This is a genomic window from Streptococcus cristatus (assembly GCF_008369405.1).
Lineage (GTDB): Bacteria > Bacillota > Bacilli > Lactobacillales > Streptococcaceae > Streptococcus > Streptococcus cristatus_G.
In genome coordinates, this window is sequence record NZ_VSJJ01000012.1 from 1 (window position 1) to 19,481 (window position 19,481).

Here is a 19,481-nt window from a genome sequence, read left to right on the forward strand (position 1 = left end):
CTAGTAAAGCTTAACAAATGGATTGCTTCAAAATAACATTTTAGGTCTCACATCATTGACAAAGGTACACTTTCTTATTTTTTTGCAAAATATTGCTCCCTAGTCAGATAATAATGCACCCGTGTCACTATGCGTCCTTCCTCATGCTTGTCCATGGCTGCGTAAGGCTCTTCGTGCGAAAAGATCATGCCTGACTTTTGCATGACACGACCAGAGGCAGGATTATGGATATCATGGAGGGCTACCAACTTGTTCATCCCAATCTCCTCAAAGGCTAACTTAATCACCGCCTGATTGGCTTCCGTCGTATAGCCCTGATTCCAGTATTTTTTATTGATAATATAGCCGATAGCTGCCGTTTTCAAGTCCAACCGAATCTTATGCAAGTCAATAGTTCCAATAAATGTGCCAGTCTCCTTCAGCTCGATCCCCCAGCGCCCCAAAGGATTAGCTAGGTAAAACAAGGCGATATTATTGCGGGTTTCTTCTAGATTTCTGTTGGTCGCAAAGGTATAGCGAACATTCTCCTCATCCGAAGCATATTCAAACATGGCTGGTGCGTCATCCAAAGTCACCGGGCGCAAGATTAATCGTTCCGTCTCAATTCTGGAATGCTGGCTCAGCTTAACATAAATATTTTCCATCTCTTCCTCCTGATTTTTCTTAACAGAATAGCATAATTCCCTGCCTAAAACAATCCTTTTTTTCTTGCTTTTTGCGACAGTTTCCTTTAAAATGAAGACATCACAATAATTGACCTAGGTTCCTTTGTAGTCCTGTATTCGGAGAGCCTAGCGTTAGAAAAAGGAGTAAAGCTCTATGTTAATCGGAATTCCAAGAGAAATTAAAAATAATGAAAATCGCGTTGCCCTAACGCCAGCTGGTGTGCACAGTCTTGTAGGAAAAGGTCATCAGGTTCTGATCGAAACAAATGCTGGACTTGGATCTGGCTTTGCAGATGCAGACTATGAAAAGCAAGGTGCAAAAATCGTTGCCACTGCTGCTGAAGCTTGGGCAGCTGAGTTGGTTGTTAAGGTTAAAGAACCGCTGGAAACTGAATACCAGTACTTACGTGACGACCTCCTACTCTTCACTTACCTGCACATGGCCGCTGCTCCCGAATTAGCCCAAGCTATGGTAACTGCTAAAACTGCCGGGGTGGCCTACGAGACTGTACGTGACGGCCAAGGACAACTACCACTATTAGTACCTATGAGTGAGGTTGCTGGTCGTATGGCGGTTCAAATCGGAGCTCATTTCCTAACCAAGCAAACAGGTGGTTCTGGTGTTCTCCTTGGTGGTGTACCAGGTGTGCCAAAAGGTAAAGTCACCATCATCGGAGGCGGTGTTGTAGGAACTCATGCAGCCCGTATCGCTCTGGGACTAGGCGCTCAAGTTACGATTCTCGATATTAGCGCCAAACGTCTATCCGTGCTAGAAGAAGTCTTTGGTAACCAAATCCAAACCCTCATGTCCAATCCATTTAACATTGAGGCAAGCGTCCGTGAAGCAGATGTCGTGATTGGAGCCGTGCTTATTCCTGGTGCTAAGGCACCAAAACTGGTGACTGACGATATGGTTAAGCAAATGCGCCCCGGCTCTGTTATTGTTGACGTGGCCGTTGACCAAGGTGGCGTTATCGAGACTGCTGACCGCGTGACCACCCATGATGAGCCAGTTTATGAGAAACACGGTGTCCTCCACTATGCGGTAGCCAATATCCCTGGTGCCGTAGCTCGCACTTCTACTATTGCTCTGACCAATGTCACCCTTCCTTATATCGAAGCGTTGGCTGGCAAAGGCTTCAGACAAGCTATTGCAGACGACGCTGGATTACGTGAAGGTGTCACAACCTATCATGGCCATATCACTAGCCAACCTGTTGCAGAAGGCTTGAACCTCGATTACACTTCTATTGACGAACTTGTCTAATCATTTTTCTCTTATATACAAAACCCGAAAGAACTTCTACTCTTTCGGGTTTCATTTGTCTTAAATTTAAACTTAGTATCACACTGCCATCCATTTAGGCAAGATCAACATTGCTCCAAATCTTTAAATTATCAAGTATGTTACTATTTATAGACATTTTACAAGAAGTATCTAATGCCAGTGATTCCTATTCCTGACTAGGCTCTTCTTTCTGGTACAAATTCATCCCGACCTCAGTATCCTCGACCAGAATATCATCAGTCTGCCCCAACAACAGCAAAGCGATGTAAAAGTCACCAACACAGCCTGCTGCATGAAGACTAGCTAAAGGCATGTAGAGAGTTGAACTGAGCAAGCCCAGCATGGCCAACAAGGTCAGAAGCAAGCTAATCAAAACAAAGGGAGCCAAACCAATGACCAAGAAGTCCTTACGATGGTAGAAGGTTCCTGGACTAGTCGCATAGGCCATCCCATTTTTAAAACCAAACTTAACCTTGGCTTTCCCTTTACCAAAAAACTTGAAGAAGAAAGCGTGGATGTACTCATGGATGATGACAAGTATAAAGGTAAAAATTAACAAGTAGGCCAGATCTAGACCCGAAAAATCATAATGATCGGCTCGGAAGATTAGCTGGGTCAATTTTGCAAAAAGCATGGAGAAAGGAAAAATCAGCAAGAGCCCCGCTACATTTAGACCGATTACATATTTCTTTTCTTCCATAAAGTTGATTTTTTTGATTAATTTCATGATGAACTCCTTTTGGGCTGACAAACAGCTTATTTGAAATATCTTTTAACTGCTTGATAAGACTCCGCATTGATATAGACAAAAATAATGGTTAAGACAATCATACCAGAAGCGACCTGCATTGGTGTCCCAACTCCAAGAATAAAGAGCAAGACATAAAGGCCTGGAATGAGGCGCTGATTGAGATTGAAGAGGGTTAAAAAGCTTTGTTCATAATGAGCCTGCAACTCCCCTTCATCATAAGACAGAGCATAGTCCTTCATCTCCTCAATGGTTGGCATAGCAGATAATTTATATTGACGAACCTTCTGAGTGGTTTTCAATACAAGAATTTGACCTAAAATCAAAGCAAGAAACAGTGCAATATCATAAAATGGAATGTCAATCGTCATGTCTGACCCTAGTAGCGGACCTAGGTAGCTCACTCCTACAAAGAGGGTGAATAGAGTCAGAGCATACGAGATATTATATAAAATCGTCGCATATTCTAGGGTTTTAAAAGTTTGACGATAGAGCTCATAGCTTCTGTCATCATCTTCTTCTATCTGGTAAGCCCCGTGCACTTTATGCGTCTGATAGAGCAAGAAAAAGGTTACGGGATAGAGAATAAACAAACTCGCTCGACCAATGTTCTTCAGCAGTTCAACATTTAAGAAGGTCGGCCAAGAGAAATACTCAAAATGAGCCATTATAAAACTGACTACTCCTCCTCCTAATATAGCAGCAAGAATGAAGATGCCGATATTTCTCAATATTCTTTTCTTTGTTGACATTGTTTTCTCCTATTCTTAAATAAGCGCAGTCAGCCAAGCCATGACTTGACTAATAAAATCAGAGGCAATCTCCAGTATTTCACGGCCAAATAAAGGTAAAATAATCAGCACTGTCATCAGAAAAATAAAGTGATTTCTGACTTTTTTGCTCATTTTATTCCACAAATAATCCTTTTGGAACCATCCTGCCAGATAGGCATAGCCCAAGGCTACAAAAATCCCTAGCTCAGTTGATGTTAGCACTACAACTGCGAAAAGCAGACGAATATAAGCTACTTTTATCCCAAAATAATCTGCCAAACCTGCGCAAACACCAGCAATTTTTGCTTGTTCTTCGTTAACTTTAAAGTTTTCCATAAATTCTTGCATTGTTTTTCTCCTTGTTTTACTTTCTCTCACTTACGGAAAGCACTAATATACTTACACAGCTTATCAGGATCAGCTCAAGTACTACCGTGATACAGAACTTGCTTACTAGTCTTCAAGACAAGATGGCTAGCATAAACTATCTACAGTAACTGATTTTTCCTGACTACCTACTCTTCCTCCACTAGGCGAAAGACATTTTCGACACTTTCGTTGAAAATCTGAGCAATTTTGAGAGCAATGACCACGGAGGGCGTGTATTCATCCCGCTCCAGCAAGCTAATCGTTTGCCGCGACACGCCGGCTTTCTTGGCTAAGTCAGTTTGATTCAGCCCATCTCTAGCCCTCAGCTCTTTCAGTCGATTTTTCAGCTTCATGACAACACCTCTCAGTCTTCTTTCAGTTCAACAGACTTGATATCGTCAATGCGCATGAGCTTGATTCTTGTTTGACCCTTTTTATTAGTATTCCTCAGCTTAACCCAATCCTCATCAGCATCAACTACTTCCCAGTCTTTTGTCCCTAAAACTTCACCGATGATGATCGGTTTTTTCCCAATCATTTCTTTAAAAAAACGTGACATTTCTCCACTCCTTTCTTTATTTCTCTCTAAACGTTTCAACTTCCTTTTCAGATTGTTCAATTCACTGGATGACATCAGCCACAAACCAGAAAATATCGGAAGTAGACACCAAAACAGTATCTCCATTAGTCCCTCCTTTTATCTTTTCTTCTTAACTTAAATACATTGTAACAGATTCTTTTCTTTTTGACAAGTATATTTGTCAAAAAAATAAAGATTTTTGTCAGAAAGACTTGAATCCTTTACAAATGTTTGAGAAAGATACCATGAAGGCTGTGCAGTTGGTAAATCCGAAATAACTTTTTGAAGGCATAAAAAAAGCCCCATATGAAACCAATGAAAAGCATCATTAGAAAGATTCATATGGAACGATATTATTTGATAGAAAGGAACTTGCTTATTTCTCCTTGTATAACTCAAGGAAATCCTGATAAGACTTTAAGAGATGCTCTTGGTCATCAGATGAATAAGAACGATCTAGTTTGACGTTTGTATAGAGATCGGTTTCTCCTTCAGACGCTAGAAGTCTGATACTGGTTTCATAAGAATCTTCTCCAGTTACAACTAAACTCCAGCCGCTAGCAAGTTTTTCCTCTATATTTGGAAATTGCTGGCTTAGCTTCAACTTTTTGATCTGGAGATTTTCTTCCCCCTGAATGAGGGTAAAGTTATGCGGACTATTGAGTAAAACCAAGCCGTACTTCTCTAGTTTGTCATCCAGATTACTAGCACCATAGACAGGATACTTATCACGGATACTCAGGGGCTTAAAATAATCTTTTAGATAAAAAGTCTGCCCGTTTTCAACATTCGTATAGAGAGTATAGATAGGCTCCTCCTCATGAGCGTTCGAGTAATCTTTTTCATCCTTACCGCCTGGTAGATAGACTTCAAAAGCAAAATAATATTGCCCATCCTGAGGATCTTGATAGAGCTGATGGCTAACTTTCCCTGGTATAGATTGGCTATGCAGGCTTTGAGCCAATTGGACTAAATCGTAATCTTTATACAACTCTTCAACTTGATTAAACAACTTAATTTTTACATGGTTCTTATGTTTATTGTCCTTACTAAAGGCCTGATAGCTATCGAAGTGAAAGGATTGATCTGAGTAATTCATTTCTTGCTGTAAGATATACTTATCAGACAAGATAGAAGAATTAGGATTTTTCACCATATAGATCTTGTCTTCAAGTTTTTCTATCTGGACTGCCTCATCTTTCGCTCTTGTAGCTTTCTCTTCTTGGGATCTTTTAGACTGTCTTTGCTCAGACTGAATGGTCGTTTTTTCCCTCTCAAAAACATAAAAAGCCAAAAATAAACCAAGTGTAAAAGCCAAGGTATAGCCAGCAACATTCAAAAAGATTTTATTTTGAAAGCATTTTTTTATATTTATCACTATCTTCTGCACCTACTTTTCCTCCGGAACTTTTACTTGACGAAGCTGCCCATCGATAAGAACATATATAATCCGACCAGACTTGATCATTTCATCGTGATTCAAGCTAGGCACATCATTTGTCTCAAACTGTAATGAATCAAGAAGTTGATGGCCGTTTTGTACTAATATTTTGGTCTTCCCTACTGCAAGATTGCTGTTAGTCCCAGTCTGATTCACTGTCATTTGCCCTTCTTCAAGACTAAATATAGAGAATATTTTGTACAAGATTCCTTGATCCACAATTCCCTTAACGATATTCATATCGGATTCATGTACATTGTTGTTTGCTTTATATTGAAGCCAGGTGATATAGCGTGTCTCTCTGGGTTTACTAATTTTAGAATCCTCAATCATCCTACTGTAATCACTTACAGATTTTGTACCTAATTTATAAGACATGGCTGTGTCGATGCTGACTTGAGCAAACTGTACATTCCATGTATAGGAATAATTGGACTCCATCAAACTTAGCATACCTATATGGTCTTCTAGGTTGAAATTCTGGAGATAAACAGGTCCTTTTTTAAAATCAACGGTGACTATTTCCCCAGTATTGATATCAAAACCGATAGGAATCATTCCTTCTACCGCATTAAGCTTACCTTCTTCTTTTACCCTCTCCATGAAGAAATCATATGAAAGGGGAGTCGATAAATCTTTTGTCTGTTTTAAAGCTCGGTCTGCCTCATAATCTTGTTTCTGTTGAGCAGACCAAAAGGGAGCTTCACCTGGATAATTGAAAAGATTAGCAAAATTTGAAACTTGTTGAGTTAGATCTTCTTTATATTGAAACTGTGGATAGATCGTAAAACTACCTTTTTTAGCCATTTCAAAAACATGAGGATATTCTTGGTAGAGATTGATGAGTTCTCCACCCTGATATGGTCGCATTGTGATGGTATCATTACTAGCAATAACGAAGCTCAGGTTCTTCAAGCGCTCTGCAAAGACAGGATTGGCTCTGACAGCCGATAATTCTCTATTAGTCCTGCTAGTAATCTTTTCCTCAGATGAAGAGCCTATAAGGCGAGTAATGCGACTTTCTAAGGTCCGTAGATCAATGATCAGTGAGAAAGTTCTCGCATCCCCATTGATTTCTTCCAGTCCTATTTCTATATAAGGAGACTTGGTTGGTGAGTCAAAGGCATCTATTTTCGCTGTACTGATGATCTTATATTTCTTCTTTTCTTTAAGGAGGATATCTCTTACATCAATCTTCCTCAGTGACTGAATTCCCTCATCTTCTTTATAAATATCAATTTGATAAAAATACTCAGACTTTTCTTTATCATAAAATGCTTGCCCTTCAGAAGGATCCTGAGTTTTGGGAATGCGATAATTCTGAGCAATAATGTAGCCTTCCTTCTGCTGGACATCACCAAACATATCAATAGCCAAAGCAACATTTCCGATTTTTTGAAAATCTCTTACTTGCCCATAGGCGATTTGATATTTGGACTCGGTCAGTCTAACATCTTCCTCGTTCCTGGCTGTAAGATGAGGGACGAGAGATTGATAGTAGACCTGATAAGTTACTAGAGCGAATAGAAAGAAACTCGATATTTTCAGGATTTTTTTGAGACGTGTTTGATTCATATTTTTCCCTTATAAAACTATAATAATACCATTTTATCATACTTTTCTTGTGCTTATGGCAGGAAGTTTACAAAAAATGTTATAATAGTCCATAATCTATCTAAAAGGAGAATAGGATGAAGAAGCTAGAGAATTTCTCTTGGCAGATGTGGCAGATTTATGCTTTAGCCGTACTAGTCATTTTTGCGGTCGCTGGTACTTGCTCTTTCTTTTTCACAAAAGAAGCTGCTTATGTGGCAAAAGAACAAAATTATGTCTATAAAGGAAAGAATCAGCGTTTAACAAATTATACAACAATTGGTGAGACCGAACCAGAATTCCCTATGATTGCTCTTTCTTTTAAAGAGAGTGACGGGTGGAGTTACTATGATTTCGCTGTCGGACGGAAATTTTTAGCATTTCAGGATTCCAAGCAGTATGTAGGTAGACTGAAAGCAAAGGACAAAGAAGAATACTTCCGAATTCGTTATTATAAACTGGGTCAGGAGCAAGGAGATGGCCAAACGATTGATGTCTTGAAACTCGTTCAAGAAATGGGCTATGTCACCATAGAAGGCGAGATGGACAATCTTATGTATTCTGATGGAAAAGATGAATATGTAAAAATCCAGATAAAAGACGATGTTGAAATCTATGTAAACCTAACCACTAAAAAAGCTACAAAAAAACAGCCCAAAGAGGCGATTCGTTTCGGATATGGAAGGCTCTATCGAGTACTTTCAAGTCCATCATTTATTACAGAGGCATATAAGGATGATAGAAAAAATGTATCCATCTATTGGCCCACTTTGTTTAGTTACAAAAAGAACGATTACCAATCACGTTTAACGGATAGTGATAGTAAACCAGAGGATAGCCTGACACTTTCAATATTGAAAAAATACGGCTTTATAGTAGTTTTAAAAGAAAACATGACTCTCAACGATAGCATCACCCTAACAAAAATGTTTTTCCCCGATGCCGACTCTTTTTACTGGAGCATTAACGAGAAGTATACAAAGAGTGGCAAAGAAGAAATGATCCGTACGGAAGAGGAGTTCAAGCAAGTCATTAAGGAGGAAGCCATTGAAAAAGAATTTAAAGATTGATACGGACAAGATAAAAAGTTTCATGGTACTTATATGTTTTCTAGTGGTCTCAGCTTTATTCTGCTATCGGAATCTAGAAGCTAATCTCAAAGGCTTTTACACCAATCGTAATTTTTGGGGAGAGATTAAGATAACTGGCTTTTCCTGGGCTGAAAAAATTTGGGGCATAGATGTCAATTATAGCTATACTGAAAAAATTAAGGAAAAAACCATCTCTGTTCCTGTAAAAAAATCGGTCCGCTTCAAACAATTAGTCATGCCTTATTTCGACAAGATGGATGTAGACGAGTGGAAGGGCCCTATGTTTGAGTTGGGAACGACTTATGATGAATCTATGAGAGTATATGCGCCAATTCTTGAAAAAGCTTTAGAAATTAACCCTGAGCGAACTAAATTAGAACAATCTTTGACGATAAAATTAAATCAGGCTTCACATCTAAAAGGAGGAACTGTTAAGCTGAGAAGCACTCTGTCTGACCAAAATTGGTTTCTTAGAGGTAAGCTCTGGTATAGCGATCGTATGGGAGATGCCGTTAGGAATAACCATTCTATTCTTGAAGAATTGTACGATTTGCCTTTAAATGATGCTTTATCACATAGCGCGGTTTATGTTCAAATTATCTTGCCAGAAGAAAGATACACGGAACATTTTTATCTAAGAGACCAAATCCAGCAGTTGCTAGAACAATTAAGCTTACCAGATGGAACCTATGTATTGGGAACGGTTGATGAGGAAATTGATCATTATGTTGAGGTTGAGCATGGAAAAATTATAGAAGGGAGATAGACATGTCAGACAATAAAGAGAGAAGGAAAGCAGGTTTCTCCTGGCAAAGAGGATTATTGATTGTATTTTATCTGGTCATCCTTGGCCTACCCTTTTTAAACGATGGATCACATCCAATTTATATTTTTCAAAACGAGGATTCTATCTTTTGGGGAAAAGATTTTAGAAATTTAACTAGTTCCTATTTTTTAACTTGTTTTACCTTATTTGCCATTTTGCCTGCTCTAGCTCTTTTATTCAAATCCATTTTGAAAAAGAGAGGCTATCCTTTTATAGCAAGCCTACAATCCTTCCTACTTTTCATATCTAGTTTTATCTTAATGATGTATACCCTGTTTTCTATCACTATTCAAAGAGATATTTATAGGCTAGATTGGGGCTTTTACTCTTGTCAAATCATTCTTCTAATTTATATTTTTAATGATTTGCGCTTTCTGAGAGCTAGAATTAAAAGTAAAACAGTGGACTAGATAGCAAGGTATGATTACATAGGAGTCATACCTTTTAATTTTTCTTACGAGCTATAACGTGCATTCAGAAGCATAGTAAATTTTACTTTCTATTTTAGCTGTTACAATCAAGCTAAATCCACTCGGATTTGGCTTTTTGAGTATGCAAAAAGATCTACCCAAATGGATAGATCTTTGTTTTCTTACAACTTACCAGCTACTGCATCCAAGAGTTCTTGGATTTTCGCTTGGTTGCTTCCTCCTGCCATGGCCATGTCTGGTTTACCACCACCACGTCCATCGACGATTGGAGCCAATTCTTTAACCAAGTTACCAGCATGGATGTCTTTGGTCTTGCTTGCAACAAGGATGTTGACTTTGTCACCAATAGCTGCGACTAGGACAAGAAGGTCAGAGTAGTCTTTTTGTTTCCAGTTATCCGCAAAGGTACGAAGGGCACCTGCGTCTGATACAGAAACTTGGCTCGCAATGTAACGGTGGCCGTTGACTTCCTTCACGTCCTTGAAGACATCACCTGCAGCCGCTGCTGCTGCTTTTTCCTTCAATTCTGCATTTTCTTTTTGCAATTGACGGAGTTGTTCTTGAAGACCTTCGACCTTGTGAGGTACTTCCTTGAGTTGAGGTGCTTTCAAGGTTGCTGCGACGGCTTTCAGAGCGTCTTCTTGTTCACGGTAAGCTTCAAAGGCTTCCTTACCAGTCACGGCCAAGATACGGCGAGTTCCTGATCCGATCCCTTCTTCTTTGACGATCTTGAAGAGGCCAATCTCAGAAGTGTTGCCAACGTGTGTACCACCACAAAGCTCGACTGAGTAATCGCCGATGGTTACAACACGGACTTCCTTACCGTATTTCTCACCAAAAAGGGCCATAGCTCCCATTTCTTTAGCTGTATCGATATCTGTCTCAACTGTTTTCACTGCAATGGCTTCCCAGATTTTCTCATTGACTTCTTGTTCAATGGCACGGAGTTCCTCTGCTGTCACCGCTTGGAAGTGCGTAAAGTCAAAGCGAAGGAATTCGACTTCGTTAAGTGAACCTGCTTGAGTTGCATGGCTACCAAGGATATTGTGAAGGGCTGCATGGAGCAAGTGAGTTGCCGTGTGGTTTTTCATGACACGAAGACGACGGTTGGTGTCGATGCTAAGTGTGTATTCTTGGTTCAAGGCAAGCGGAGCATGGACTTCAACTGTGTGCAATGGTTGGCCATTTGGCGCTTTTTGAACATCTGTTACAGTAGCCACGATGTTTCCAGCAGCATCCAAGATTTGACCATGGTCAGCAACCTGTCCCCCCATCTCAGCGTAGAATGGAGTCTCAGCAAAGATGAGAGAGGCAGTTCCTTCAGAGACAGCTTCTACTTCTGCATTGTCCGCTACTATTGCCACCAATTTTGAAGACAATTGAGATGCTTCATAGTTAAAGACGCTCTCAACAGTGATGTTTTGAAGGGTTTCATTTTGCATGCCCATTGAGCCGCCTTTAACAGCGGACGCACGCGCACGTTCTTGCTGCTCTTTCATGGCTGCTTCGAAGCCTTCACGGTCTACCGTCATACCAGCTTCTTCTGCGATTTCTTCTGTCAATTCCACTGGGAAGCCATATGTATCATAGAGTTTGAAAACGTCTTGTCCAGCGATCACTGATTGACCTTTTTCTTTCAAGTCTGCTACGATGCCTTGGGCAAAGTGTTGACCTGAATGAAGGGTACGAGCAAATGACTCTTCCTCGCTCTTAACGATTTTTTCGATAAAGTCACGTTTTTCAAGTACTTCTGGGTAGTAGCTTTCCATGATTTTTCCAACAGTTGGAACGAGTTTGTAAAGGAAAGGTTCGTTGATGCCCAATTTTTGACCATGCATGGAAGCACGACGGAGAAGACGACGAAGGACATAGCCACGTCCTTCATTTCCAGGAAGAGCCCCATCACCAATGGCAAAGGAAAGCGAACGGATGTGGTCCGCAATAACCTTGAAGCTCATGTTATCGCCATCTTGGTCGTAGACCTTACCAGACAATTTCTCTACTTCACGAATAATTGGCATGAAGAGGTCTGTTTCAAAGTTTGTTTTAGCCCCTTGGATAACCGCCACCAAACGCTCCAAACCAGCTCCCGTATCGATGTTCTTGTGTGGCAATTCCTTGTATTCACTACGAGAAACAGCAGGGTCTGCGTTAAATTGTGACAAAACGATGTTCCAGATTTCGATGTAACGGTCGTTTTCGATATCTTCAGCAAGGAGACGAAGACCGATATTTTCTGGGTCAAATGCTTCTCCACGGTCAAAGAAGATCTCTGTATCAGGTCCAGAAGGTCCCGCACCGATTTCCCAGAAGTTGTCTTCGATTGGAATCAAGTGACCTGGATCCACTCCCACTTCAATCCAGCGGTTGTAAGAATCTTTATCGTCTGGATAGTAAGTCATGTAGAGTTTTTCAGCTGGGAAGTCAAACCACTCAGGGCTTGTCAAAAGCTCATAAGCCCAAGTGATAGCCTCATCACGGAAGTAATCCCCGATAGAGAAGTTCCCCAACATTTCAAACATGGTATGGTGACGCGCAGTCTTCCCTACGTTTTCAATGTCGTTGGTACGAATCGCTTTTTGCGCATTGGTAATACGTGGATTTTCAGGGATAATGGTCCCGTCAAAGTATTTCTTAAGAGTGGCTACCCCTGAGTTGATCCACAAAAGAGTCGGGTCGTTTACAGGAACCAAGCTGACTGATGGTTCTACAGAGTGGCCTTTGCTTGCCCAGAAATCCAGCCACATTTGGCGAATTTGAGCACTTGACATTTGTTTCATTTTATTTTTCTCCTTAAATCTTTTTAATGTTTTTTATGATGAACTTTCCAGCATTTCCACATAGTCAATAGCGACGCAGAGGGAAATGACCAAATCTGCATAAGCCTCATCATAGACGCTCACCTGATAAGTAGAGGTTAGATGGAAGAGCTCTTTGGTAATCTCTGCTACGACTTGATCGCGGTCATCTAGTAATCGGAAGTTCAGATCCCAGATATTGCCTTCAACCCTGAGACCTAAATTGTCAAACTGATACTTATCACGCAAGATAGTGAACTTCTGACGGATATAAAAGCTATGTCCGTTGCTGAGTTTGATTTCAAACTGGGGCAGGAAGGTTAGAAAGGTTTTGGTGATCTGGCTGACAGTACGCCCCTGTGTGTCGTAGATTGTAAAGGTCTTGGGAATCTGGAAGAAAGAGCCTTCCACTTGGTAATCCACATTTCCTCGATCATCCTTGATATCAAAACGTTCGCCGCCTAAGCGAAATTTTTGTTTGACAAGATAGGTCTTCATCGCTTTACCTCCAGAGTCAAGATAAAAGACAAGTTCCTTGTCTGAAGGGCGAAAAACCGCGGTACCACCTTCATTCAATGAACTTGTCATTCTCATTAGCTATTTAGTTTGACACATGAGTAGCATGATTTTTCCTCTCACATGGCTCGCAGCACCGCCAATTCTCTGAGCTGAGATCTAGAAAATCAATTCTCAATAGTTTTATTATACTGACTTCTTGGCTTTTCGTCAAGCTTATTCTGCTGCAGGAGCTGGGTTTTCTTCAGTATGAGCAGCTTCTGACTTGTTCTCTTCTGAGCTAGAAGCCTCAGTTTTTGCTTCTTCTGAACTTGAAGCTTGTGGTTTCTTTTCCTCTGAACTAGAAGACTGAGACTTGCTTTCTTCTTTAGACGATGAGCTAGAAGTATCTCCTTCTACATATTGGGCAAAGACATTCTGGAAAGCTGGATCCTTCACTTTCAGATTCGCTTCCTTCAATTCTTTAGAAATAACAGAACGAATAAAGCTCGCATCGTTTTGTTTCTGAGTCAGAATTCCCTCTTTTAGTTGTTTCTTGTAATCTGTCCATTTTGCAGATTTTTGAGTTTTCTTCACCAATTTAACAATGTAGTAGCTCGCTGAATAGTTCTGCTTACCTCGTACAGTGATCACATCAGAAACGCCATTTTCTTCTAAGGCAAAAGTAGCTTTTTTAACGGCATCCGCAACTGTTGTTGAGGTTGAATCAAATTTCACCTCGCCGCCCTTATCTTTGGTGTCCTTGTCGGTTGAGTTTTCCTTAGCTAACTGACCAAAGTCTGCTCCCTCAGCCTTGGCTTTTTCAAGCACTTCCTTAGCCTTTTCTTCACTGTCCACCTTGATAATTTGAGCCGTTACTTCTGGTGTGTAAGTTTCAAAGAAAGCCTTGTAGTTGTCATCTGTCAACTCTTTTTCAGCTGCTTTCTTAACAGCGTATTCGACCAATTTATTTGCACGGATCTGATCTCTGTAAGCCTCTTCAGTCATTCCACTTTGGGCAAGAACCTTTTGGAAGGCTGAACCATAAGCAGATTTCATTTTTTCAAAGGCTTCTTCAACTTCTTTATCCGTCACTTTTTTGCCATACTTTTCTTCAAAAACTTGTTTAATTGTCATTTGAAGCAAAACTTGTTGAGAGGCACCATTATTTTTTACTTGATCGTAAAATTCATTAACGGTGATTGTCTCGCCCTTCATTGTCACAATATCTTTATCTTTTGCTGTTTGTGAACATGCTGCTAAAGCCACTACAGAAAAGAGAGTTACTGCTCCTGTAAGGATTTTTTTCTTCATTATTTCATCTACTCCTTCAATAAATTCACTTTGTCTATTGTACCACAAATCTAACTTGATATCTTAATTTTTCCTAAAAATTTTTGGAAATTAAGAAAAAAATCAAAGATGTCATTTTTTTCTAATCATAAGCAGGCCATCTCCCAAGGGAAGCAAGCTAGCAGTCAAATCTGAACTGTCCAAAGTTGCGTCAAAGAGACTGTGCAGTCCTCGGTAAATAGCCCGCTGGCCACGCCTAATATCCTCCAAAGGCTTGGCAACATCGCCACCTTGGAAGACATCATCAATGAGAACCAGACCACCAGGATTGAGGTGCTTGAGAACTTGGGGTAGAAAGACCACATACTTAGACTTGGCAGAGTCCATAAAGACAAGGTCGTAGGAATCCTCCAGTGTCTCAAGCAGATCCATTGCATCGCCTTCCAGCAAGGTAATCTGCTGGCGGCTGTCATACTTAGCAAAATTAGCCTTGGCCAGCTCAATCATCTCTGGATTGCGATCAATAGTCGTAATCTGAGCCTGGGGCGCATGCTCCGCCATCAAAAGGGCCGAAAAACCAATAGCCGTCCCGATTTCTAAAATCTTCTCTGGCTGCAGGCTTTCGAGTAGCAGGCGGAAATATGCCACTGTCTCATGGGGAATCACAGGTACATTTTCAGCTCTGGCAAATTCTTCCAGCTCTTTGAGTCCACCCGTAACTGGCTGGAGACGCTGCCTCATAAAGTCTACAATTTCTTCTTTGACCACTGGCCGCCGCATATTGGGATTGGAGTTTTGATTATAAGTCTCGACCATCTTATGCCAGTCCCAACTTCTCTACTAAGGCTTCAAATTCATCCAGACGACGCTCAAAGACAGCAAAAGCAGCATTTAGGTAGTCTTCTTTTTCCATATCCACACCTGCTTTTTTGATGACATTGAGTGGATAGTCAGAGTTCCCAGCCTTGAGATAATCCAGATACTTGTCCTTGTCTTCCTGACTGCCATGGACAATCTTTTCAGCCAAGGCAGAAGCCGCTGAAAATCCTGTTGAATATTGGAAAACATAGTAATCGTAGTAGAAATGCGGAATCCGAGCCCACTCATACTGAATCTGTGGATTATCTTCTTTTTTCAGTCCATAGTATTTCTCGTTCAAATCAGCGTAGAGCTCATTGAGAAACTCGCTGGTCAAAACCTGACCTTCTTGGTCAGCCTTATGGATGGCATGCTCAAACTCAGCAAACTGGGTTTGACGGAAGACCGTACCTCTAAAGCCATCCAAGAAGTGATTGAGGATAGCAAAGCGGGTAGCATCATCTTCTACTTCTTCCAAGAGCTTCTCTGTCAGGATGTTTTCATTGGTCGTCGAAGCAATCTCAGCTAAGAAGATAGAGTAGTCTCCATAGACATAAGGCTGGGTCTCACGGGTGTAGCTGGAGTGCATACTGTGGCCTGTCTCGTGCACCAAGGTAAAGAGATTATCCAGCGTGTCCTGCCAGTTGAGCAACATAAAGGCGTTGGTGTCATAAGAACCGCCAGAGTATGCTCCTGACCGCTTGCCTTGATTTTCATGAACATCAATCCAGCGCTCTGAGAATGCTTTCTTCACTCGGCTCAAATAATCCTCACCCAGAATAGCCAGAACTTCCTCAGACTTAGACAAGGCTTCCTCATAAGTGAACTTGTAGTCTGTCTCTGACAAAGGTGTGTACATATCATACATCTTCAAGTCAGAAATACCTAAAATCTTCGCTCGCAAAGCGATATAACGCTGCAAAAGAGGCAAATGCTTATTGACAGCTGAAACTAAGCTGTCATAAACACTCTCAGGAATAAAGTCAGATGACAAGGCCGCTTCACGGGCAGATGAAAACTTGCGGACTTTCGCATTGTAGTTGTGAACCTTGACATTGGTCTGCAGAGTCTTGGCATAGGTATGCTGATACTGCTCATAGACGCTGTAAAGAGCCTCGTAGGCTTCCTTACGGATCTCTCGGTTCTTAGACTCGACCAAGGTAATATAGTTACCGTGGCTGAGCTGAACTTCATTTCCCTCTTCGTCATGCACCATCGGAAAGACGATATCTGCATTATCCAAGATAGCAAAGGTTTCGCCTGCTGCGCCAAAAATTTCACCAGCACCAGCCAATAGCTCCTCTTCGCGCTGGGTCAGGATGTGGGCTTTCTTTTCCAAAAGCTTGTCAAAATAATGCTGATACAGCTGCAAGGCTGGCTGCTCAGCCAAGAAGGCTTGGTATTGCTCTTCTGTAATCGCCATAAATTCAGGCTCATAAAAGGCAAAGTTTTGTCCGAATTCGCTATAAAGAGTCATACCCTTAGCCTGATATTCTTGATACTTGGCTACACGAGTATCCTGGTCATTCTTCATGTGAGCATAAGAATAAAGCTTTTCAATCCGGCGCATCAAGTCCAGCTGCACTTCAGTCGTTGTTAAGAGACTGTCCGCTGAATCCAGCAAATGTCCAGCCAGACTAGCTGCTTTCTTCACTTCTTCTGAAACCTGCGCCAACTCTGCTTCAAAGGCTTCATCTGTTGGGAAAATAGTACTCAAATCCCAAGTATATTTTTCTTCAATTTCATTTCTTTGTTTTGCCATAGAAATTTCCTCCATCTTTTCTATTTTATCATAAAAGCTGGGGAAATCCTCGCATAAAATACTGGTGGATAGATAATTTGAAGCTGCTTATTTTTTTCAGTCTGATAATAGCGATGAAAGTGCTGGTAATAGGGAGTTAAATCTTTTGTTATTTGACAAAAAGAAGCACCTTGGACAGGCCGAACCTGCGGATAAAAATCCTCTACTGACTTGGTCAGAAGATTGTCTCCTTTTTGATAAAGCTGGGCTTGGAGCTTCATCCATCGAGGCTGCTGGTAATAAAGCTGCTGACGAACATAGCGACAAATCTCTGGATCCTGCTTAGCCAGATAGCTTTCTAATCCCTGCTTTTGAAAGGGACTGCGTAGGACAGATAAAAGACATCCTTGACCAAAAGGAAAGGATTTGACCTTGTACTGAGCTCGCCCATGCAAGTCCTCGTGGATCAGATACTTAAGCCGAAGCTCCTGCTTTTTCTCATCCAATTCCCAAAGATGAAAGCCCATATTTTGACTAAAATAAAGAAAGTCCTTTTGTAGTTTCGTCAGCGACTGTTTTAACCATAATTTCTTGCCCAAGAGCCAGAGGACCTGATAGCCATGCTGGCGATAGGACAGGGTTCGTTCTTCAAGCCTTTCCTGACTGAGTGGACTGCATTGGACCTCCAACGCTATGCGTCCATCCAGTAAAAGGTCGGCGATCTGCCTTATCTCAGGCAAAAAGGCCTCCACCTGAACCTCTTGGCTTTGCTTTCCCCAGCTATAAAGGCCAGCTTTCAAGTTCAAATGCTCCGCACTTTCATTTTCCGTATAAAACGAACAATTTTCAAGAGAAATATGAGCAAAATGCGGTCGCATGACCCTTCCATTTTTGAAGCGGACCGCCCCCGAACAAGCCGGACAAAAGGTTTGTTCGCCTAGGGACGGCTGGTTTTCCATGGCATTCAGCAAAATCCCCTCTTCATTTTTCGCAAGCAACATGAGCATTTCCCTTTCAAAACAATGTCTTTTATATCTTTATTCGTAATTAAAAAGCCAAAGTGAGAGCTTGTGAAATGGAACGAAGTATTATTTATTCTCTCACTTATGCAATCTCCCAAAACAAAAACGAGCTGAAAAATTTCCAGACTCGTTTTTCCTCATCCAAATAAATTCTGATTCTTCTTTTCAGGAACTTTCAAGAAGAAAGCAAGTAAGAGCACTAGACCTATAATGACTGTCAACATAAGATTCATCCTGTCATAGCCAAAGTGATCCAAGATAGACCCTGACATATTCTGAATGAAAATCGTGCCCAAATTTCTCCCTGTCTGGAGCAGCGCAAAGGCTGTCACCAAATATTTTTCATCCACCAAATTTGCTACAATGCGCAGACTAAGCATGGTCAGTACCATACCAGAAGCATGTTTAGAAAGCAGTGTAACTGCTATTTTCGAACCTAAGCCAAAATTCAGAGCATAAACCGCATACTGAAGGAGCATCATGCCCAAGCAAATATAGAGCAACTTTTTGACAGAGATTTTATCCATGAAAAGGTAGGAATAAAAGATTAAGGGCGCCTCGCATAGTACAGAGACAGCTACGACCGTCGTTGCCCAGTCAACACTCAAACCACTGGCTTCTAGCATGGACGGAATATAAGTGTGACCTGTATTGCCCACACCTGAGTAAAGGGCAACAAGAATGAGATAAAAAAGATAGGTTTTGTTTTTAAGAATGGCTGAAAAGAGCGATCGACCTCTTTTTTCAGTCTTTTTAGTCAACCTATCCCGCTTAGGATTCATGCCAAGAATCCCTATAATACTCAGCAACATAGTCCCAATAAAGACCAGATAAATGGCCTGGGGAGAAATATTTTTATAAATCAAACCTGCCAGCTGAGAACCAAAGGCATAACCGATTGTCCCCCAAATCCGAATTTTCCCGTATTTATAAGGGCTCTGGGTCGCCAATACATCCATCACTGTGCTGACTCCGTTAATGAGCATCAAGACAAAACTGTAGCAGATGGCTAACAGCCAGAGATTGTCAGCTTGCATAAAAAATATGGCTCCCATAATGATCAATCCAAAGCTGACAAGCGAAACTCTCTTGATTCCGAGTGTATCACTCAACATTCCCATGATGGGCTGAGCCAGCATGGAAGAAAAGAAGGAAGCTGATACAACAATGGATACTTGACCCGCCGTGTACCCCTGATCCAGCATATAAACCGATATCAAGGTCGAAAACAACGAAAGTGAAAGAAAATAAAAATTATACATCAGAAAATAAGCAAAATAGCTATTAGAAAACTTTTTCCCCATCATCAAAACCTCTCCAAAAATAGAATAGAGAGTGGGACAGAAAGATGAAATCAGCCTAGTAGAGCCCACTCAACCACTGCGTCTTGCTCGATAATCCAAAGACGATTGAGAGGCTAGGACTTTTGTCCCAGCCTCTATTTCAGCTTGCAAGCTAAATGCAATCAT

At 41.1% G+C, this 19,481-nt stretch carries 19 protein-coding genes; 4 read left to right on the forward strand and 15 right to left on the reverse strand.

Annotated features, from left to right (window positions below):
• Positions 1-74: 74 nt before the first annotated feature.
• A complete protein-coding gene (locus tag FXF62_RS09570; RefSeq protein WP_149518555.1) occupies positions 75-644 on the reverse strand; it encodes a GNAT family N-acetyltransferase in 570 nt (189 codons plus the stop codon).
• Positions 645-819: 175 nt separating this feature from the next.
• Between FXF62_RS09570 and ald the strand changes: the two genes are divergently transcribed.
• A complete protein-coding gene (ald, locus tag FXF62_RS09575; protein WP_149518556.1) occupies positions 820-1,932 on the forward strand; it encodes an alanine dehydrogenase in 1,113 nt (370 codons plus the stop codon).
• A 187-nt stretch (positions 1,933-2,119) separates the two neighbouring features.
• On the opposite strand, the gene FXF62_RS09580 is transcribed toward ald, so the two are convergent.
• The 7 genes from FXF62_RS09580 to FXF62_RS09615 form a co-directional block, all read right to left on the reverse strand.
• Positions 2,120-2,680, reverse strand: coding sequence for a DUF3267 domain-containing protein (locus tag FXF62_RS09580; RefSeq protein ID WP_149518557.1), 561 nt, complete (start codon positions 2,678-2,680; stop codon positions 2,120-2,122).
• A 29-nt stretch (positions 2,681-2,709) separates the two neighbouring features.
• A complete protein-coding gene (locus FXF62_RS09585; protein ID WP_149518558.1) occupies positions 2,710-3,453 on the reverse strand; it encodes a DUF3169 family protein in 744 nt (247 codons plus the stop codon).
• 15 nt (positions 3,454-3,468) lie between these two features.
• Complete coding sequence (locus FXF62_RS09590) at positions 3,469-3,822, reverse strand: PspC domain-containing protein (RefSeq protein ID WP_125382461.1); 354 nt, start codon at positions 3,820-3,822, stop codon at positions 3,469-3,471.
• 167 nt (positions 3,823-3,989) lie between these two features.
• On the reverse strand, positions 3,990-4,196 hold the full coding sequence (locus tag FXF62_RS09595; protein WP_005590740.1) for a helix-turn-helix transcriptional regulator: 207 nt from the start codon (positions 4,194-4,196) through the stop codon (positions 3,990-3,992).
• A gap of 11 nt (positions 4,197-4,207) precedes the next feature.
• Entirely contained in the window at positions 4,208-4,402 is a 195-nt protein-coding gene (locus tag FXF62_RS10925) for an aspartyl-tRNA synthetase (protein ID WP_262881638.1), read from the reverse strand.
• Between the two features lie 397 nt (positions 4,403-4,799).
• Entirely contained in the window at positions 4,800-5,801 is a 1,002-nt protein-coding gene (locus FXF62_RS09610) for a hypothetical protein (RefSeq protein WP_262881639.1), read from the reverse strand.
• A 12-nt stretch (positions 5,802-5,813) separates the two neighbouring features.
• Positions 5,814-7,439, reverse strand: a complete 1,626-nt coding sequence (locus tag FXF62_RS09615) for a hypothetical protein (RefSeq protein WP_149518562.1) — start codon at positions 7,437-7,439, stop codon at positions 5,814-5,816.
• A gap of 116 nt (positions 7,440-7,555) precedes the next feature.
• On the opposite strand from FXF62_RS09615, the gene FXF62_RS09620 reads away from it, so the two are divergent.
• From FXF62_RS09620 to FXF62_RS09630, 3 genes are read left to right on the forward strand one after another with little or no spacing between them, the layout of a single operon-like run.
• Positions 7,556-8,527 (forward strand): hypothetical protein, encoded by a 972-nt coding sequence (locus tag FXF62_RS09620; protein ID WP_149518563.1) that lies wholly within the window; start codon positions 7,556-7,558, stop codon positions 8,525-8,527.
• Positions 8,505-9,314, forward strand: coding sequence for a hypothetical protein (locus tag FXF62_RS09625; RefSeq protein ID WP_149518564.1), 810 nt, complete (start codon positions 8,505-8,507; stop codon positions 9,312-9,314). The genes FXF62_RS09620 and FXF62_RS09625 overlap by 23 nt, the downstream gene beginning before the upstream one ends.
• A gap of 2 nt (positions 9,315-9,316) precedes the next feature.
• A complete protein-coding gene (locus FXF62_RS09630; RefSeq protein ID WP_149518565.1) occupies positions 9,317-9,784 on the forward strand; it encodes a hypothetical protein in 468 nt (155 codons plus the stop codon).
• Between the two features lie 182 nt (positions 9,785-9,966).
• On the opposite strand, the gene alaS is transcribed toward FXF62_RS09630, so the two are convergent.
• From alaS to FXF62_RS09665, 7 genes are all read right to left on the reverse strand, one after another.
• Positions 9,967-12,585, reverse strand: coding sequence for an alanine--tRNA ligase (gene alaS / locus FXF62_RS09635; protein ID WP_149518566.1), 2,619 nt, complete (start codon positions 12,583-12,585; stop codon positions 9,967-9,969).
• Between the two features lie 33 nt (positions 12,586-12,618).
• Entirely contained in the window at positions 12,619-13,197 is a 579-nt protein-coding gene (locus tag FXF62_RS09640) for an LURP-one-related/scramblase family protein (protein ID WP_187984265.1), read from the reverse strand.
• A 138-nt stretch (positions 13,198-13,335) separates the two neighbouring features.
• Positions 13,336-14,412 (reverse strand): peptidylprolyl isomerase PrsA, encoded by a 1,077-nt coding sequence (prsA, locus tag FXF62_RS09645; RefSeq protein WP_149518567.1) that lies wholly within the window; start codon positions 14,410-14,412, stop codon positions 13,336-13,338.
• Between the two features lie 111 nt (positions 14,413-14,523).
• Positions 14,524-15,207 carry an O-methyltransferase gene (locus tag FXF62_RS09650; RefSeq protein ID WP_149518568.1) on the reverse strand — a complete coding sequence of 228 codons (684 nt, stop codon included), beginning with the start codon at positions 15,205-15,207 and terminating at the stop codon, positions 14,524-14,526.
• Position 15,208: 1 nt separating this feature from the next.
• Positions 15,209-17,011, reverse strand: a complete 1,803-nt coding sequence (gene pepF / locus FXF62_RS09655) for an oligoendopeptidase F (RefSeq protein ID WP_149518569.1) — start codon at positions 17,009-17,011, stop codon at positions 15,209-15,211.
• Between the two features lie 20 nt (positions 17,012-17,031).
• Positions 17,032-17,991: a competence protein CoiA gene (locus tag FXF62_RS09660; RefSeq protein WP_149518570.1), complete on the reverse strand. Its 960-nt coding sequence runs from the start codon at positions 17,989-17,991 to the stop codon at positions 17,032-17,034.
• 158 nt (positions 17,992-18,149) lie between these two features.
• Positions 18,150-19,316, reverse strand: a complete 1,167-nt coding sequence (locus FXF62_RS09665; RefSeq protein WP_187984266.1) for an MFS transporter — start codon at positions 19,314-19,316, stop codon at positions 18,150-18,152.
• Positions 19,317-19,481 lie beyond the last annotated feature (165 nt).

Excerpts from the sequence above, each read along its gene's own strand:
- FXF62_RS09660 (WP_149518570.1), bottom strand. The coding sequence starts at position 17,991 with ATGTTGCTTGCGAAAAATGAAGAGGGGATTTTGCTGAATGCCATGGAA.
- FXF62_RS09570 (WP_149518555.1), bottom strand. The coding sequence starts at position 644 with ATGGAAAATATTTATGTTAAGCTGAGCCAGCATTCCAGAATTGAGACG.
- FXF62_RS09650 (WP_149518568.1), bottom strand. The coding sequence starts at position 15,207 with ATGGTCGAGACTTATAATCAAAACTCCAATCCCAATATGCGGCGGCCA.
- FXF62_RS09630 (WP_149518565.1), top strand. The coding sequence starts at position 9,317 with ATGTCAGACAATAAAGAGAGAAGGAAAGCAGGTTTCTCCTGGCAAAGA.
- ald (WP_149518556.1), top strand. The coding sequence starts at position 820 with ATGTTAATCGGAATTCCAAGAGAAATTAAAAATAATGAAAATCGCGTT.
- FXF62_RS09615 (WP_149518562.1), bottom strand. The coding sequence starts at position 7,439 with ATGAATCAAACACGTCTCAAAAAAATCCTGAAAATATCGAGTTTCTTT.
- prsA (WP_149518567.1), bottom strand. The coding sequence starts at position 14,412 with ATGAAGAAAAAAATCCTTACAGGAGCAGTAACTCTCTTTTCTGTAGTG.
- FXF62_RS09640 (WP_187984265.1), bottom strand. The coding sequence starts at position 13,197 with ATGAGAATGACAAGTTCATTGAATGAAGGTGGTACCGCGGTTTTTCGC.
- FXF62_RS09590 (WP_125382461.1), bottom strand. The coding sequence starts at position 3,822 with ATGCAAGAATTTATGGAAAACTTTAAAGTTAACGAAGAACAAGCAAAA.
- FXF62_RS09595 (WP_005590740.1), bottom strand. The coding sequence starts at position 4,196 with ATGAAGCTGAAAAATCGACTGAAAGAGCTGAGGGCTAGAGATGGGCTG.
- FXF62_RS09580 (WP_149518557.1), bottom strand. The coding sequence starts at position 2,680 with ATGAAATTAATCAAAAAAATCAACTTTATGGAAGAAAAGAAATATGTA.
- FXF62_RS09665 (WP_187984266.1), bottom strand. The coding sequence starts at position 19,316 with ATGGGGAAAAAGTTTTCTAATAGCTATTTTGCTTATTTTCTGATGTAT.
- alaS (WP_149518566.1), bottom strand. The coding sequence starts at position 12,585 with ATGAAACAAATGTCAAGTGCTCAAATTCGCCAAATGTGGCTGGATTTC.
- FXF62_RS09620 (WP_149518563.1), top strand. The coding sequence starts at position 7,556 with ATGAAGAAGCTAGAGAATTTCTCTTGGCAGATGTGGCAGATTTATGCT.
- FXF62_RS10925 (WP_262881638.1), bottom strand. The coding sequence starts at position 4,402 with ATGTCACGTTTTTTTAAAGAAATGATTGGGAAAAAACCGATCATCATC.
- pepF (WP_149518569.1), bottom strand. The coding sequence starts at position 17,011 with ATGGCAAAACAAAGAAATGAAATTGAAGAAAAATATACTTGGGATTTG.
- FXF62_RS09585 (WP_149518558.1), bottom strand. The coding sequence starts at position 3,453 with ATGTCAACAAAGAAAAGAATATTGAGAAATATCGGCATCTTCATTCTT.